At 64.3% G+C, this 15,082-nt stretch carries 12 protein-coding genes; 2 read left to right on the top strand and 10 right to left on the bottom strand.

Going from position 1 to position 15,082, the window contains the following annotated elements; genetic code table 11:
* Positions 1–8: 8 nt before the first annotated feature.
* The 3 genes from AVO45_RS14960 to AVO45_RS14950 form a co-directional block, all read right to left on the bottom strand.
* The gene (locus tag AVO45_RS14960; protein ID WP_068348373.1) at positions 9–2,426 is read right to left on the bottom strand and encodes a GcvT family protein; all 2,418 of its coding nucleotides are present in this window, start codon (positions 2,424–2,426) and stop codon (positions 9–11) included.
* 154 nt (positions 2,427–2,580) lie between these two features.
* Complete coding sequence (gene betB, locus AVO45_RS14955) at positions 2,581–4,035, bottom strand: betaine-aldehyde dehydrogenase (RefSeq protein ID WP_068348371.1); 1,455 nt, start codon at positions 4,033–4,035, stop codon at positions 2,581–2,583.
* A gap of 121 nt (positions 4,036–4,156) precedes the next feature.
* Positions 4,157–4,657, bottom strand: a complete 501-nt coding sequence (locus tag AVO45_RS14950) for a potassium channel family protein (protein ID WP_068348368.1) — start codon at positions 4,655–4,657, stop codon at positions 4,157–4,159.
* A 153-nt stretch (positions 4,658–4,810) separates the two neighbouring features.
* On the opposite strand from AVO45_RS14950, the gene pncA reads away from it, so the two are divergent.
* On the top strand, positions 4,811–5,404 hold the full coding sequence (gene pncA / locus AVO45_RS14945) for a bifunctional nicotinamidase/pyrazinamidase (protein WP_068348365.1): 594 nt from the start codon (positions 4,811–4,813) through the stop codon (positions 5,402–5,404).
* A gap of 20 nt (positions 5,405–5,424) precedes the next feature.
* Here the strand turns inward: pncA and AVO45_RS14940 are convergent, their stop codons facing one another.
* Entirely contained in the window at positions 5,425–5,898 is a 474-nt protein-coding gene (locus tag AVO45_RS14940) for a hypothetical protein (protein WP_205627899.1), read from the bottom strand.
* A 237-nt stretch (positions 5,899–6,135) separates the two neighbouring features.
* Between AVO45_RS14940 and pncB the strand changes: the two genes are divergently transcribed.
* The gene (gene pncB / locus AVO45_RS14935; RefSeq protein WP_068348361.1) at positions 6,136–7,428 is read left to right on the top strand and encodes a nicotinate phosphoribosyltransferase; all 1,293 of its coding nucleotides are present in this window, start codon (positions 6,136–6,138) and stop codon (positions 7,426–7,428) included.
* A gap of 35 nt (positions 7,429–7,463) precedes the next feature.
* On the opposite strand, the gene AVO45_RS14930 is transcribed toward pncB, so the two are convergent.
* The 6 genes from AVO45_RS14930 to AVO45_RS14905 form a co-directional block, all read right to left on the bottom strand.
* Positions 7,464–8,915 (bottom strand): aldehyde dehydrogenase family protein, encoded by a 1,452-nt coding sequence (locus AVO45_RS14930; RefSeq protein ID WP_068348358.1) that lies wholly within the window; start codon positions 8,913–8,915, stop codon positions 7,464–7,466.
* Positions 8,916–8,991: 76 nt separating this feature from the next.
* Positions 8,992–10,590: an ABC transporter ATP-binding protein gene (locus tag AVO45_RS14925; protein WP_068348355.1), complete on the bottom strand. Its 1,599-nt coding sequence runs from the start codon at positions 10,588–10,590 to the stop codon at positions 8,992–8,994.
* A complete protein-coding gene (locus AVO45_RS14920) occupies positions 10,587–11,402 on the bottom strand; it encodes an ABC transporter permease (protein WP_068348353.1) in 816 nt (271 codons plus the stop codon). Before AVO45_RS14920 ends, AVO45_RS14925 begins: the two co-directional genes overlap by 4 nt.
* Positions 11,399–12,346 carry an ABC transporter permease gene (locus tag AVO45_RS14915; RefSeq protein ID WP_068348712.1) on the bottom strand — a complete coding sequence of 316 codons (948 nt, stop codon included), beginning with the start codon at positions 12,344–12,346 and terminating at the stop codon, positions 11,399–11,401. The genes AVO45_RS14920 and AVO45_RS14915 overlap by 4 nt, the downstream gene beginning before the upstream one ends.
* A 40-nt stretch (positions 12,347–12,386) precedes the next feature.
* Positions 12,387–13,469, bottom strand: coding sequence for a ligand-gated ion channel (locus AVO45_RS14910; protein ID WP_068348351.1), 1,083 nt, complete (start codon positions 13,467–13,469; stop codon positions 12,387–12,389).
* A 61-nt stretch (positions 13,470–13,530) separates the two neighbouring features.
* On the bottom strand, positions 13,531–15,018 hold the full coding sequence (locus AVO45_RS14905; RefSeq protein ID WP_068348710.1) for an ABC transporter substrate-binding protein: 1,488 nt from the start codon (positions 15,016–15,018) through the stop codon (positions 13,531–13,533).
* Positions 15,019–15,082: the final 64 nt, after the last annotated feature.

Here is a 15,082-nt window from a genome sequence, read left to right as displayed (position 1 = left end):
TTCCGCGCTCACCCGCGCAGGCGGGCGCCCTGGGGGTCAAATGGCGGCTGTTCCAGAACCCTTGCCTTGTGCGGTTTCCCGAGAATGAAAACCTCGACCTCGTCACCCGGCCGGGCGACCTGCGGGTTGCGGAAGCCCAGCGCCAGCGACTTGCCGACCGAATAGCCATAGGCGCCCGAGGTCACCCGACCGACCGGCGTGCCGTCAGGGGCAAAGATCGGCTCGCCTCCGCTGGCGTCCGCGTCGTGGATGGCCTCGACCTCGAAGATCGACAGCGCTTCGCGCGGGGTATTGTCGCGGACGGACAGGTAGGCGTCCTTGTGCAGAAAATCCTTGTCGAGCTTGATGAGGCCGGTCAGCCCGACCTCTTGCGGCCAGTATTCCTGGCTGTATTCGCGGCCCCAGGAGCCATAGCCCTTTTCGATGCGCAGCGCCCCCAGCGCACGGCTGCCCACGGGACCGCCGTTGAACTTGCGCGCGGCGTCCAAGAGCCCGGCATAGAGCCGGGTCTGGTCCTCTTCGGCGCAGTGCAGCTCCCATCCCAGATCGCCGGTGAAGCTGACGCGGATGGCCAGGCAGGTGACCCCGGCAACCTCGATCGTAGCCGAACGCATGAAACGGAACGCCGCGTTCGACAGGTCCATGTTGGTCAGCCGTTGCAGCATCTCGCGGGATTTCGGGCCGGCGACGTTGAAGCCGGCGATGCGGTTGGTGGCGACCTCGAAGGTGGTGCCCTCGGGCAGCTCCACCATGTTGAAGAACCGCTGATGATAGCGTTCGGCCATGCCCGAGCCGATCATCATATATTCGTCTTGGGCCGTCTTGGTGATGGTGAAATCACCCGCCACGCCGCCGCGCACGGAAATCAGCGGCGTCAGGCACGAGCGGCCCACCTGCGTGGGCACCCGGTTGGCCACCAGCCGATCCAGCCAGTCATGCGCGCCCGGCCCCTTGATGACGTAGTTGGCAAAGTTCGAGATGTCGATCACACCCACGCTCTCGCGCAGCATCCGGGCCTCCTGCCCCACCGGTTCGAACCAGTTCTGGCGGGTGAAGCCGATGGTTTCGAACGTTCCGGGCTGATCGGCAAACCACAGCGGGTGTTCCCAGCCACAGTTCAGGCCAAAGACCGCGCCCATCTGCTTTTGCATCTCGTAAGCAGGGCGCACACGAGCAGGGCGGCCGGCGCTGCGTTCCTCGTTCGGGAAATGGATGGCGAAGCGGTGGGAATATTGGTCGGCGACCCGCGCCTTGGTGAATTTCTTGTCGGCCCAGTCGCCGAACCGCGCCAGATCCCAGGCGAACATGTCGTATTGCGGCTCGCCTTCGATCATCCATTGCGCGGCCAGCAGGCCCAGCCCGCCGGACTGCGAGAAGCCGGGGATGATGCCGGTGCAGCAGAAATAGTTGCGCAGCTCGGGCACCGGCCCCCAGATGGCGTTGGAATCCGGAGACCAGATCATCGGGCCGTTGATCACCCGCTTTACGCCTGCGGTCGCGGCCACCGGCACACGCTCGGTCGCGCGGATCACGTTTTCCATGATCCGGTCCAGATCGTCGGGGAAGAGGTCATGCGCGAAATCCAGCGGCGTGCCGTCCTCGGCCCAGAACCGCATGTCTTTCTCATAGGCGCCGATCAGCAACCCGTTGCCTTCCTGCCGGAAGTAATACTCTCCATCGCGGTCGGCGATCGAAGGCAGGCGACGGCCGAGTGCTGCGACCTCGTCAATCGCCTCGGTCACGAAATACTGGTGTTCGGTTGGTTGCAGCGGCAGTTCCAGCCCGGCCAGCGCTGCCACTTCGCGGCCCCACAGGCCGGCTGCGTTGACCACCCATTGCGTGTGGATGTCGCCCTTTTTCGTGCGCACGATCCACGAGCCGTCGGGCTGCGCTTCAGTCCCTATTACGGGGCAAAACCGCCGAATCTCGGCCCCCAGCGCGCGCGCGCCGGCGGCATAGGCATGGGTCACGCCCGAGGGGTCTACGTTGCCGCCGTCGGGTTCATACATGATGCAACGGACATCATCGAACTGCGCCAGCGGGTGCAGCTCCATCGCCTGTTCGCGGCTGATCTCATGGAAGTTCAGGCCGTAGAACCGCGCCTTGGCCTCTTGCAGGCGCAGCTGGTGCTCGCGCGCTTCGGTCTGGGCCAGATACAGCGAGCCCGGCTGAAAAACCCCGCAGCCCTGCCCGGTTTCCTTTTCCAGCTCTTTGTAGAGGTTCATCGTGTAGTGCTGGATGCGGGTGACGTTGTTGTTGTCGTGCAGCCCGTGGATGTTGGCCGCCGCATGCCAGGTGGAGCCGCTGGTCAGCTCGTCCCGCTCGAGCAGGATCACGTCGGTCCAACCGAGTTTGGCAAGGTGATACAGGATCGAGCAGCCGGCAAGGCCGCCCCCGATCACGACCGCCTGGGCATGGCTCTTCATGTCGTCGATACTCCCGGACAATGCGTGGCGCGGCCCAAGTGCCGACGCCGTTTGTCAGGAGTGAGCCACAGGGTTTACCCTGCGTATGCTCTGTTCCCGACGCGAAATGTCGGGAACAGAGCATGATCGGCCGGTTTTCAATCGCGCCGCCGGATCAGTATGGTGCCTCGACATCGTTCATCGAGACATAGACGGTTTTCATTTCCGAGAAATGATTGATCGCCAGTTTCGAATTCTCGCGCCCGACGCCAGACATTTTCGACCCGCCGAACGGCGCCTCGACCGGGGCGAGGTTGTAGGTGTTGATGTAGCAGGTGCCCGCCTCGAACCCGGCCACCACGCGGTGGGCGCGGGTCAGGTCGTTGGTGAACACGCCGGCGGCCAGGCCGAACTCGGTGGCGTTGGCGCGGGTCATCACCTCGTCCTCGGTCTCGAAATCCAGCACCGACATGACGGGGCCGAAGATCTCCTCGCGGGCGATGGTCATGTCGTCGGTCACATCGGCAAAGACGGTGGGCTGTAGGTAGAAGCCCGCGCGATCCAGCCGCGCGCCGCCATGGACCAGCCGTGCGCCCTCGGCCTTGCCCTTCTCGACATAGCCCAGAACGATGTTCATCTGGGCCTCGCTGACCATCGGGCCGAAATTCACGGCCTCATCCATCGGGTCGCCGATTTTCACATTGGCAAGGCGTTCGGTCAGCCGAGTCAGGAAGGCCTCTTTGATGCCTTTCTGCACGAAAACCCGCGTGCCGTTGGAACAGACCTGACCGGAGGAGTAGAAATTGCCCAGGATCGCGCCCGAGACGGCGTTTTCGATATCGGCGTCGTCGAACACGATCAGGGGCGACTTGCCGCCCAGCTCCATCGTGACGTGTTTCATGCCCTCGGCTGCGGCGGCATAGACCTTGCGGCCCGTGGGCACCGAGCCCGTCAGCGACACCTTGGCCACGCGCGGGTCGGTCACCAGCGCGGCGCCCACATCGCCATAGCCCTGAACCACGTTGTAGATACCCTTGGGGGCGCCGGCCTCGATCAGGATCTCGGCCACTTTCAGCGCCGACAGGGGCGTCGTTTCCGAGGGTTTGAACACCATCGCATTGCCGCAGGCCAGCGCCGGGGCGCCCTTCCAGCAGGCGATCTGGGTCGGGTAGTTCCACGCGCCGATGCCGACGCAGACGCCCAACGCCTCGCGGATGGTATAGACGAAATCGCCGCCACCCAGCGGGATGTGCTCGCCGGTCAGCGACCCGCCCAGCCCGCCGAAATATTCCAGCGCATCCGCGCCCGAGGTCGCATCCGCCACCAGCGTTTCCTGCAGCGGCTTGCCGGTGTCATGGGTTTCGAGGATCGACAGCTCGCGGTTGCGGTCGCGCATGATGTCGGCGGCGCGGCGCAGGATGCGGCCGCGCTCGGTCCCGGTCATCGCCGCCCAGGCCTTTTGCGCGCGTTTGGCACTGGTCAGAGCCTGTTCGACGATCTGCGGCGTGGCCGAATGCAGGCGGGCGATGACCTCGCCGGTCGCCGGGTAGATCACGTCGATCGGGGTGCCTGCGGTGTCTTCGACATAGGCGCCATCGATGAAATGGCTGGCCTCGGGCTGAAACTTCATGCTGCGTCCTTTGCGTTGGCACGGCCTCGGGCACGAGACGTGCGGTGGAACCTCTTCCAACGCGGGTAGTCATTATTGACTGGCCAGTCAATCAAAACTGAACAGGATACGGGACTGGTTGCTAGGAGGTCCTGTTGCGGCTGTAGATGCCCACGGCCGCCGCAACAAAGAGCCCCAACAGGACATAGCCCGAGATCGCCTCGGCGACGGCAATGGCGCGGCACATGCCCACGGGGCGCAGGTCGCCAAACCCGAGCGTGGTGAAGGTCACATAAGAGAAATAGAGCACGTCGGTCGATGTCTTGGCCCCGACCACGCACAGATCGTAGTACCCGAACGAGCCATAGACCGCCGCAAACAGGAAAGGCACGACCTGGATGAAGGAAATGCCCATCAGCAGCAACTGACGCCGGGGCGAGTGAACCTGGGTCATGTAGTACCAGGTCTGCGAGACGAGCCACACTATCAGACCCACCGTGGCGATTGATCCGACCCTGTCCCCTGCCCTGTCATCGCCGAGACGCGACAGAATGTAATAGGCGATGAAACTGACGACGATCAGGCCTGCGGCGGCCAGCAGCGTCGTCTTCCATTCTTCCAGCGAATTCGGATCCTGGGACATGAGCGCCTCGCGATGATATGCATCGGTCCGATCATCTGGCGCGCACGCCCATTCCGCAACCTCGAACTGTCCAAGGCCCCACGCGGCCGTACAGTCACCGGATTGACCTGCACAATCCCGCGCCCTACCGATAGGGTATCCAAGGAGGCTGCCATGACCCATGCCCTGCTCGTGATCGACGTTCAAAACGATTTCTGCCCCGGTGGCGCGCTGGCCGTGCCGGGCGGCGACGAGGTGGTCGCGCCGATCAAAGCCATGATGGACCAGTTCGACGCGGTCATCCTGACCCAGGACTGGCACCCGGCGGGACATTCGTCATTTGCCAGCACGCACCCGGGCAAGTCGCCCTTTGACCTGATCGACATGCCATACGGCCCGCAGGTGCTGTGGCCGGATCATTGCGTGCAGGGAACCGAAGGCGCGGAGTTTCACAAGGATCTGCGCACCGATGCCGACCTGATCCTGCGCAAGGGCTTCCGCCCGGCGATCGACAGCTACTCGGCCTTTTTCGAGAACGACCGCACCACGCCGACCGGGCTGGAGGGTTATCTGCGCACGCGGGGGATCGAAATGCTGACCCTCGTCGGGCTCGCTACCGATTTCTGCGTTCACTATTCCGCTGTGGATGCGGCGACGCTGGGATTCGACGTGACGGTCAGGATGGATGCCTGCCGGGCCATCGACCTGGACGGATCGCTCGCCGCGGCGGAAGAGGCCATGCGGGAGGCGGGTGTCAGGCTCGTGTGACGCGCTGTCGGCACAGGCCGTCAGAACATCGCTTCCACCAGCTTGATCGCGGCAAAGGCCAGCACGGCCAGTCCGACGGCAAATCCGATGCGGTAGAGCGCGACCCTGCGCGCCGGGTGCGCAGGGTCTGCTCCGGTGTCCACGGGTTCTCGACTGCGCCTCCGGCTGTCGGTTGCCGGAAAGGGCCTGGCGGCAAGTATGTAGCTGAGGAATTCCGAAATATCGAATTCGCCGCAATATTCCCCCGTCAGCGGCGTCTCTTTCATGTTCTTGATGAACTGCCTGATGATCCGGTTTCTCACGGCCTCGTCTTCGGCCGGGTAGAACCCGTCCGGCACCCCGCTGTCATAGGTGTTCAACCCGAAACCGGAATTCACGAACAGGCGCCGGATTCCGGGCGATGCCCTGCGCAAGGCATCTGCGGTTTTCACGTCCCGAAACAGGGCGACCTTGTTTTTCGTGGTGCCCTGCTGAATGCCGCTTTCCCGAAGCATCTCCAGAAGTTTCTCATTCTCGAAGACTTCGTCCGGCAAAATCGTAAAAATGTCGAAATCGTACCTGAGACCCATAGAAAACAAACTCAACACTGACACTCCCGGCCCCAGTATCGGCGATGCAATCAAGCCATTTTAGCCGAGAATGTGACTGGTCCACGGCATTGTCACCAATCCGCACACTCTTGCCAAGCATCACGCCGATTGGTCTAACAAGAGAAATAGCGGGGGTCCGAAATGGTTGATATTGCAACACGGGTTTACAACCACAAGTGGAAGATCGACCCTATTGTTCGATCTTTGATTGATACTGACTTCTACAAACTTCTGATGTGCCAGTCAGTGTTTCGAAACAAGCCCCAAACGAACGTGGTGTTTTCGCTGATAAACCGCTCGAATCACGTTCCTCTGGCCAAGCTGGTCGACGAGGGCGAACTGCGCGAACAGCTCGATCACATCCGCTCGCTCAGCCTCAGCCGGGGCGAAAGCACCTGGCTGCGCGGCAACATGTTCTACGGCAAGCGCCAGATGTTCCGGCCGGATTTCATGGAGTGGTTCGAGAACCTGCGCCTGCCGCCCTACCACCTGGAGCGCAAGGGCGACCAGTATGAGCTGACCTTCGAGGGCAAATGGCACGAGGTCATGCTGTGGGAGATCCCGGCGCTGGCCGTGATCATGGAGCTGCGCTCGCGCGCGGTATTGAACGAGATGCGCCGGTTCGAGCTGCAGGTGCTTTACGCACGCGCCATGACCCGCGTCTGGGAAAAGATCGAGAAACTGCAGAAGCTCGAAGGCCTCTCCATCGCCGATTTCGGCACGCGGCGGCGGCATTCCTTCCTCTGGCAGGACTGGTGCGTTCAGGCGATGATCGAGGGCCTGGGTGATGCCTTTACCGGCACCTCGAACTGCCTGATCGCCATGCGGCGCGAGGTCGAGGCGATCGGCACCAACGCCCATGAGTTGCCGATGGTCTATTGCGCACTGGCCGAGAATGACGAGGAACTGGCCAGGGCACCCTACGAGGTTCTGAGCGACTGGCACGAAGAGCACGAAGGCAACCTGCGGATCATCCTGCCGGACACCTACGGAACGAAGGGTTTCCTCGAGAACGCGCCCGACTGGCTGGCCGGGTGGACCGGCGTCAGGGTCGACAGCGGAGACCCGGCGGAAGGCGCCGAGATCGCGATCAACTGGTGGAAATCGCGCGGCGAGGATCCGACCCAGAAGCGGATCATCTTTTCCGATGCGCTGGACGTGGACAAGATCATCGAGCTGCACAAGCAGTTTTCCGGCCGCACCAAGGTGTCCTTCGGCTGGGGCACCCTGCTGACCAACGATTTCCGCGGCCTCGTGCCCGGAGACCGGCTGGCGCCCTTCTCGCTGGTCTGCAAGGCGGCCTCGGCGAATGGCAGGCCGACGGTCAAGCTGTCGGACAACCCGGAAAAGGCGATGGGGCCCAAGGACGAGATCGAACGCTACAAGCGCGTCTTTCACGTCGGCAAGCAGAAGGCGATCAAGGTCGAGGTCTGACGGTCACCGCCGGCAAGCTGGCAAACCCGCCGATCCTAACCGTGATAGGCGGCCACGGTTTTCAACTGCGAAAAGCCGTATAGCGCCTCGAACCCCTTTTCGCGGCCATGACCGGACTTGCCGACGCCGCCGAAGGGCAGTTCCACGCCCCCACCGGCGCCATAGTTGTTGATGAACACCTGCCCCGAGCGCAGCCGCCTGGCCAGCCGCATCTGCCGCGCGCCGTCGCGGCTCCAGATGCTGGCCACCAGCCCGTAATCGGTTCCGTTGGCGATCGCGACGGCCTCGTCCTCGGTGTCGAAGGGGATCAGCACCTGCACCGGTCCGAAAATCTCGTCGCGCGCCAGCAGGTGATCGGGCGGCACGTCGGCGAACAGGGTCGGCTGCACATAGGCGCCCGTTTCCGGCGCGTGATCGACGATCCTGCCCTGCGCCGCGATGGTCAGATCCCGGCCCTTGTCGAGAAACCCGGCGACGATCTGCTTCTGGCGCTCGGAAATCAGCGGCCCGACCCGCAGATCCTCGGCGGCGGGTCCGACGGTGAGCTGCGCATAGGCCTCGGCCATCCGCGCCCGCACCGCGTCATAGACACCGCGCTGCACGAGGATGCGGGACGAGGCCGAACAGGTCTGGCCCGCGTTCTGGATGCCCGCGTTGACGAGGAAGGGCAGAGCCGCGTCGAGATCGGCGTCGTCAAACACCAGTTGCGGGGATTTCCCGCCCAGCTCCAGCGTCACCGGCACCACGTTGCGCCCTGCCGCCTGCTGCACCAGCGCGCCCGTGGCGACCGAGCCGGTGAACGAAATGTGATGCACGCCCGGATGGCCCGACAGCGCCGCCCCGGCCTCGGCGCCGAGCCCCGGCACCACGTTCAGCGCACCGGCGGGCAGCCCCGCCTCGACCGCCAGATGGGCAAAGGCCAGCGCGGTCAAACAGGCCTCTTCGGCCGGTTTCAGAACGCAGGCATTGCCCATCGCCAGCGCCGCCCCCACCGAGCGGCCGATGATCTGCATCGGATAGTTCCAAGGCACGATATGGCCGGTCACGCCATGCGGCTCGCGCAGGGTATAGACGGTGTAGCCGTCGAGATAGGGGATGGTCTGGCCCATCACCTTGTCCGCCGCGCCGCCGTAGAACTCGCAATAGCGCGCCAGCGCCAGCGCATCGGCGCGGGCCTGGCTGAGGGGTTTGCCCACGTCCATCGCCTCGAGCGCCGCCAGGGTGTCGGTGCGCGCCAGCACCAGCTGCCCCAGACGGGTCAGGATGCGGCCCCGCTCGACGGCGGTCATGCGGCCCCAGTCACCGTCCCTTGCCTCTTGCGCCGCCGCCACGGCCGCGTCGATGTCGGCCGCCCCCCCGCGCGCGATCCGGCAGATCTCGGTTCCGTCGGACGGGTTGATCAGCGGCAGGGTCTCGCCTTGGGCTGCGGGCTGCCACTTGCCGCCAATGAGGCAGAGGGTCGGGTCGAACCAGATCGGGTCTGTCATGAGAGGTTCCTTTCGGCAGGAAGGAGAAAATAGGCTCTAAACAGGGAATTTTTGCAGGTCTTGCGGGTGTGTCTCATCAAGCCGCCCCCTGTCCGATCTCCGGCAGGCGCGGAGCCGCCGCCAGAAGCGCCCGTGTGTAGGGGTGTTTCGGATCGGCAAAGACGGCCTCGGTTTCACCCTGTTCGACGATTTTTCCTGCCTGCATCACCATCACTCGGTCGGTGATCGTGCGCACCACACTCAGGTCATGGCTGATGAACAGGTAGGTCAGGTCATAGACCGCGCAGAGCTCGGCCAGCAGGTCGAGGATCTGCGCCCGCACGGACACGTCCAGCGCCGAGACGGCCTCGTCGAACAGGATCAGCTCGGGCCGGATGATCAGGGCGCGGGCGATGGCGATGCGCTGGCGCTGCCCGCCCGAGAATTCGTGGATGTATTTCCCTGCATCGTCCGGCGAGAGCCCCACGGCGGTCAGCATCTCGGCGATGCGATCCTGCCGTTCGGTGCCTGTGGGCGGCGTTTCCAGCAGGTGAAAGGGCTCGGTGATCAGGCGGGCGACACGGTGGCGGGGGTTGAAGCTGCCGAACGGATCCTGGAACACCACCTGCATCTTGCGGCGCACGGCCAGATTGGGTTTGTGCCCGGTGAATACCGGCTGGCCGTCCAGCAGGATCTGCCCGCCCTGAACCTCCTCCAGCCCCAAGATGGCCCGTGTTAGGGTCGATTTTCCGCAGCCGGACTCGCCCACAAGTCCAAGGCGTTCGCCCCGGTTCAGCGTGAAACTGACATGGTCCACGGCCCGGTGATGGCCGGGCTTTTCGAACAGCCGTGTGCGCGGCAGGCGATAGTCTCGCACCACATCCGAGACGGAAAGCAGCGGCGCGGGGGCCACCGTTGCGGGCAGTTCGACCTGATGGTTCGAGGCCTCGAACAGCATCCGCGTATAGGGGTGCCGCATGTTGGTCAGCAGGTGGCCCGTCGGCCCGGCCTCGACCACCTCGCCATTGCGCATCACCACGATCCGGTCGGCCATGCCCGCCACCACCGCCAGATCGTGGGTGATCATCAGCAGGCCCATGCCATATTCCGTGACCAGCCCCTTGAGGAGGTCGAGGATCTGCGCCTGCGTGGTCACGTCCAGCGCGGTCGTCGGCTCGTCCGCGATCAGCAGCCGGGGGCGCAGCGCGATGGCCATGGCGATCACCACCCGCTGCCGCTGCCCGCCCGACAGTTCGTGCGGATAGCGGTCCAGCGGGAACTTCTCGGGCGGCAGGCCGACGCGGGTCAGAACCTCGCGGGCGCGGGCCTCGGCCTGATCGGGCGGCATCGCCTTGTGGATCAGGATGGTTTCCATCACCTGCGCGCCGATGGTCTGGACCGGGTTGAGCGCCGTCATCGGTTCCTGGAACACCATGCCGATCGCCGCGCCGCGCAGGGCGCACATCTCGGCCTCGGGCAGGCCCAGCAGGTCCTGCCCGTCCAGTCGCAGCGCCCCCGATGTCCGCGCCCCGTTGGGCAAGAGCTGCATCACCGCCAGCGCCGTCATCGACTTGCCCGAGCCGCTCTCGCCGGTGACGGCCACGATCTGCCCGGGCTCGACGGACAGGCTCACATTCTTGAGGATCCCGACCGAGTGGATCGACAGCGACAGGTTATGGATCTCGAGCAGGCTCATGCACGCGCCACCCGGATGCGGGGGTCGAGCCAGTCGCGCAGCCCGTCACCCATCAGGTTCAGTCCCAGCACCGTGACGATGATCGCCAGCCCCGGAATCAGAGCCAGATGCGGGGCAAAACTGACCATCGTCTGCGCATCCGCCAGCATCCGGCCCCAGCTGGGCGTGGGCGGTTGCGCGCCCAGACCGACATAGGACAAACCCGCCTCGGCCAGAATGCCCAAGCTGAACTGGATGGTGCCCTGCACGATCAGCAGGTTGGCCACGTTGGGCAGGATGTGCTCGGCCGAGATCCGCGCCGCGCCCTTGCCCGCCACGCGGGCGGCCAGGATGAACTCGCGCTCCCACAGGGACAGCGCCGCGCCGCGGGTGATGCGGGCGAAGACGGGGATGTTGAAGATGCCGATGGCGATGATCGCGTTGATCGCGCCGGCGCCGAAGACGGCGGTGATCAGGATGGCGATGACCAGCGAGGGGAAGGCAAAGACCAGATCGTTGCCGCGCATGATCAGCTCATCCAGCCACGACCCCTTGCGCGCCGCCGCCGTCAGTCCCACCGGCACGCCAAAGCCCACACCGATGCCCACCGCCACCAGCGCCACCGCGATCGAGGTGCGCGCGCCCACCATGATCATCGAGAACATGTCGCGCCCGAAATGGTCGGTGCCGAACCAGTGCCGCGCGTTGGGCGGTTGCAGCTTGTCGGGAATGTTCAGTGCCGCGTGGTCATAGGGCGTCCAGACAAAGGACACGAGCGCCGCGAGAACCACCAGAGACGACAGGCAGGCGCCGAGGATGAGGTTGCGGCTCATGTGCGGCTCCTCAGCCGGGGATCGACGGCGGCATAGGCCAGATCGACGAGGAAATTGACGGTGATGACCGCAAAGACCAGCAGCATCACCACCGACTCGACCACGATCAGGTCGCGCGACGAGATCGCCTGGAATACCAGCCGCCCGAGCCCGGGCAGGTAGAAGACCTGCTCGATGATGATCGCACCGGCCAGCAGGAACGAGAACTGCAGCCCGATGATCGTCAGCACCGGGATCAGCGCGTTGCGCACCCCGTGCCGCCACAGCGCCTGACGGCTGCTGAGGCCCTTGGCGCGGGCGGTGCGCATGAAGTCCTCGCCCAGTATGTCCAAGAGCGCCGAGCGCATCACCCGCGCCAGGATCGCCGCCTGCGGTAGCGCCAGCGCGATGGCGGGCAGGGTCAGCGAGTGCAGGCCGGCCCAGATACCGTTTTCCCACCCGGCAAAGCCTCCGGCGTTGAACAGGCGCAGATTGATCGCAAAGATCAGCACCAGCATCATCGCGAACCAGAAATTCGGCACCGCGATGCCCAGCTGGGTGGCGCCCATCACCGCGATGTCTCCGGGGCGGCCGCGCCGCGAGGCCGCATAGATGCCCGCCGGAAAGGCTATGGCCGTCGACAGCGTGAGCGCATAGAGCGCCAGCGGCAGAGACACCCACATCCGGTCCGCGATCATGGTCGAAACGGGCGTGCGGTAGGTGTAGGAGGTGCCAAAATCGCCGGTCAGCATCCCGCCGACCCAGGTGAAATACCGCTCGAGCCTGGGCACATCCAGGCCAAGCTCGGCGCGCAAGGCCGCCAGGGTGTCGGGCTGCGCGTTCACCCCCAGCATGAAGGACGCCGGATCGCCGGGGGCCACCTCGATCACCGCGAAGATGACCACCGAGGCGACCGCGAGGCTGAGAACCAGCGAGATCAGGCGTTTGAGCGCATAGCGAAGCATCAGCGCCACGTTAGGCGCGGTTTCGCCCCGGGTCCAGCGCCTAAGGCGCTAGCAGATAGGCATAAACAGCCCAGCCGACGATGGCGGCATAGCCCAGCGGATAGATCCACTTGATGACGTAGTTGTCGAGCTTGCGGGCCAGGTCGCCGCGCCCCGAAACCTTGATCTTTCGCAGCACCACGTTGAAGACGATGATCGCGCCGGTCACCAGGAACATCCACTGCAGGATGAAGTCGACGAAAGTGAGATACCCCAGCTTGGGCAGGTCAGCCGAGATCGCCCAGTTGAAGGCGACGAAAACCAGCAGGTTGGCCCCGGAAATCTCGATCCGCTTGCGGTATTCGTCCAGAAAGAACAGGGCCCAGCTGACGGTGACCAGAACCAGCATCGGCAGAAAGACCCGGATGATGTAATAGGTCAGGTGGCGCCTGCCCTCGAAAACCAGATCCACCTGGTCGCTGATCCGCCCCGACACGCCGATGATGTGGTTCTTCTCCATTCTGTCGTTGTCGAGAATCCACTCTTCTTCCCCCAGCTGATCGCCCAGCCCCGAGAATTCGTGCAGCGGCACGAAGGACACGAATTCGGACGGCAGGATCGAGTCCACCTTGAAATGGAACTCCTGGGTGTCGAACGGGTATTGCAGGAAGTTGAAATGGGGTGCCTGCAACGTCAGGGACGATTTCTCGACATAGACGACATGGCCGTCGCTATGGACCGCGGCCACGGATTCGTGGATCCAGCGGTTTGACTGCTGGTTCTGGATGACGAAGACGGGAATGACCGCTCCGATGGAGGCCGCGTAATCGGCAAGCTTCTTGGGATCGACCACCAGAACCTCTCGCCCTCTTTCTTCCGGGTCGAAGGCCAGCTCCGGGTCTTTCCATTCGCCACGAATGACCACAACGGCGCCATAGTTTTCGGCCTTCTGATCGACGCCGGTGATCTGGTCGATCTGGATCCCGATGCCGACTTGCAAGGGTTCGTCGGGGATTTCCACCCTCGTGGCAAAGCCTTCGGACAACATGTCCTGGGCGCCGGCCGGACCGGGCGAATGGAACAGCCCGGCAAGCAGCAGGGCAAAGTTGAAGATCAGAAGACGCGAAAGGCGCAGGAAATACATGTGGATCAGAAACTTGGGGTGAATGCGGAGGCCCGGGCGTCCGGGCCTCCTGCCTTTGCGGTCACTCGGACCAGGAAATCGCGGCAAGGTCGGTCGCCGCCGTCGGCGCGTTGACCCACAGGCCCTGGACACCGGCCTTGGCCACGCTCAGCGCCGCCAGCTGGAACAGGTAGCCGTTGACGTAATCCTCGGCGATGATCCGCTGGGCCTGCTGCAGCAACTCGGTCCGCTTGGCCTCGTCGGTCGTGGCGTTCAGCGTTTCCATCAGTTTCTGGAACTCGGGGTTGTCATACTGGAAGTAGTAATCCGGCCGGGCGTAGATGCCGATATCCATCGGCTCGGTATGGCTGACGATGGTCAGGCCGTAATCCTTGCCCTTGAACACGGTTTCCAGCCATTGCGCCCACTCGACGTTGATGATCTCGGCCTTGATGCCGACCTCGGCCAGCTGCGCGGCGATGATCTCGCCCCCGCGCCGCGCGTAGGAGGGCGGCGGCAGGTGCAGGGTGGTTTCGAACCCGTCCGGGAAGCCCGCCTCGGCCAGCAGGGCCTTTGCCTGTTCCGGGTCATAGGCCGAATTGCCGGTCAGATCGACATAGGCCGGGTGGTGCGGCGCGAAATGGGTGCCGATCGGGGTGCCGTAGCCGAACATCGCCCCGTCGATGATGGCCTGCCGGTCGATGGCATGGGCCATCGCCTTGCGCACCCGGACATCGTCGAACGGAGGTTGCTTGTTGTTGGTGGACAGGATCGTTTCACCCTCGGTCGAGCCGACCAGCACCTGGAACCGCGGATCGGCCTCGAATTGCGGCAGGTTCTCGGGCGCGGGGAAGCCGGTGAACACGTCCACGTCCTCGGCCATCACGGCGGCAAAGGCCGCGGTCGGGTCCGAGATGAACTTGAAGGTCGCTTTTTCCAGCGCCGGCTGTTCGCCCCAGTAATCGGGGTTGCGCTGCAGCACCACCCGATCACCTTGCACCCATTCGGCAAAGGTGTAGGGGCCGGTGCCGACCGGGCTGGTCTTGATGTTCTCGATGCTTTCCGGCGCCACGATCACCGCGTCGCCCCAGGCCAGGTTGAACAGGAAATTGCCGTTCGGCTCCTTCAGGGTGATCCTGACGGTCAGCGGGTCCACGGCCTCGACGGTCTCGATCCCTGCGAACAGGGCCTTCTGGGCGTTCGCGCTGTCCTCGGCGCGGGCGCGGTCGAGGCTGAACTTGACGTCCTCGGCATCCATCGTGGTGCCGTCATGGAAGGTCACGCCGTCATGCAGCTTGAACGTATACGTCTTGCCGTCCTCGGAAATGTCCCAGCTTGCGGCCAGCGACGGCACGATCGAGCCATCCCCCATGAAGCGGGTCAGCCCCTGGAACACGTTCGCATAGACCACCGAGTCGATGGCCTGCGCGGCGGCGCTGGTCGGGTCCAGATGCGGCGGCTCGAGCTGCATTGCGATGGTGATGTCCGACTGCGCCCAGCCCTGGGTCGCAAACAGGCTGGCGCCCACCGCCAAGGCGGACGCAAAGGTGCGATACCTTGATTTCGTCATGAAAATTCCCTCCCCTTTGGTTCCGTCGCAGCCCGGTTTTTCGTGGCCGCCTGCAATCACTGTT

Source organism: Ruegeria marisrubri (genome assembly GCF_001507595.1).
GTDB lineage: Bacteria > Pseudomonadota > Alphaproteobacteria > Rhodobacterales > Rhodobacteraceae > Ruegeria > Ruegeria marisrubri.
Note: the sequence above shows the minus strand (reverse complement) of the source record. Positions and strands in the feature narration are given on the sequence as shown.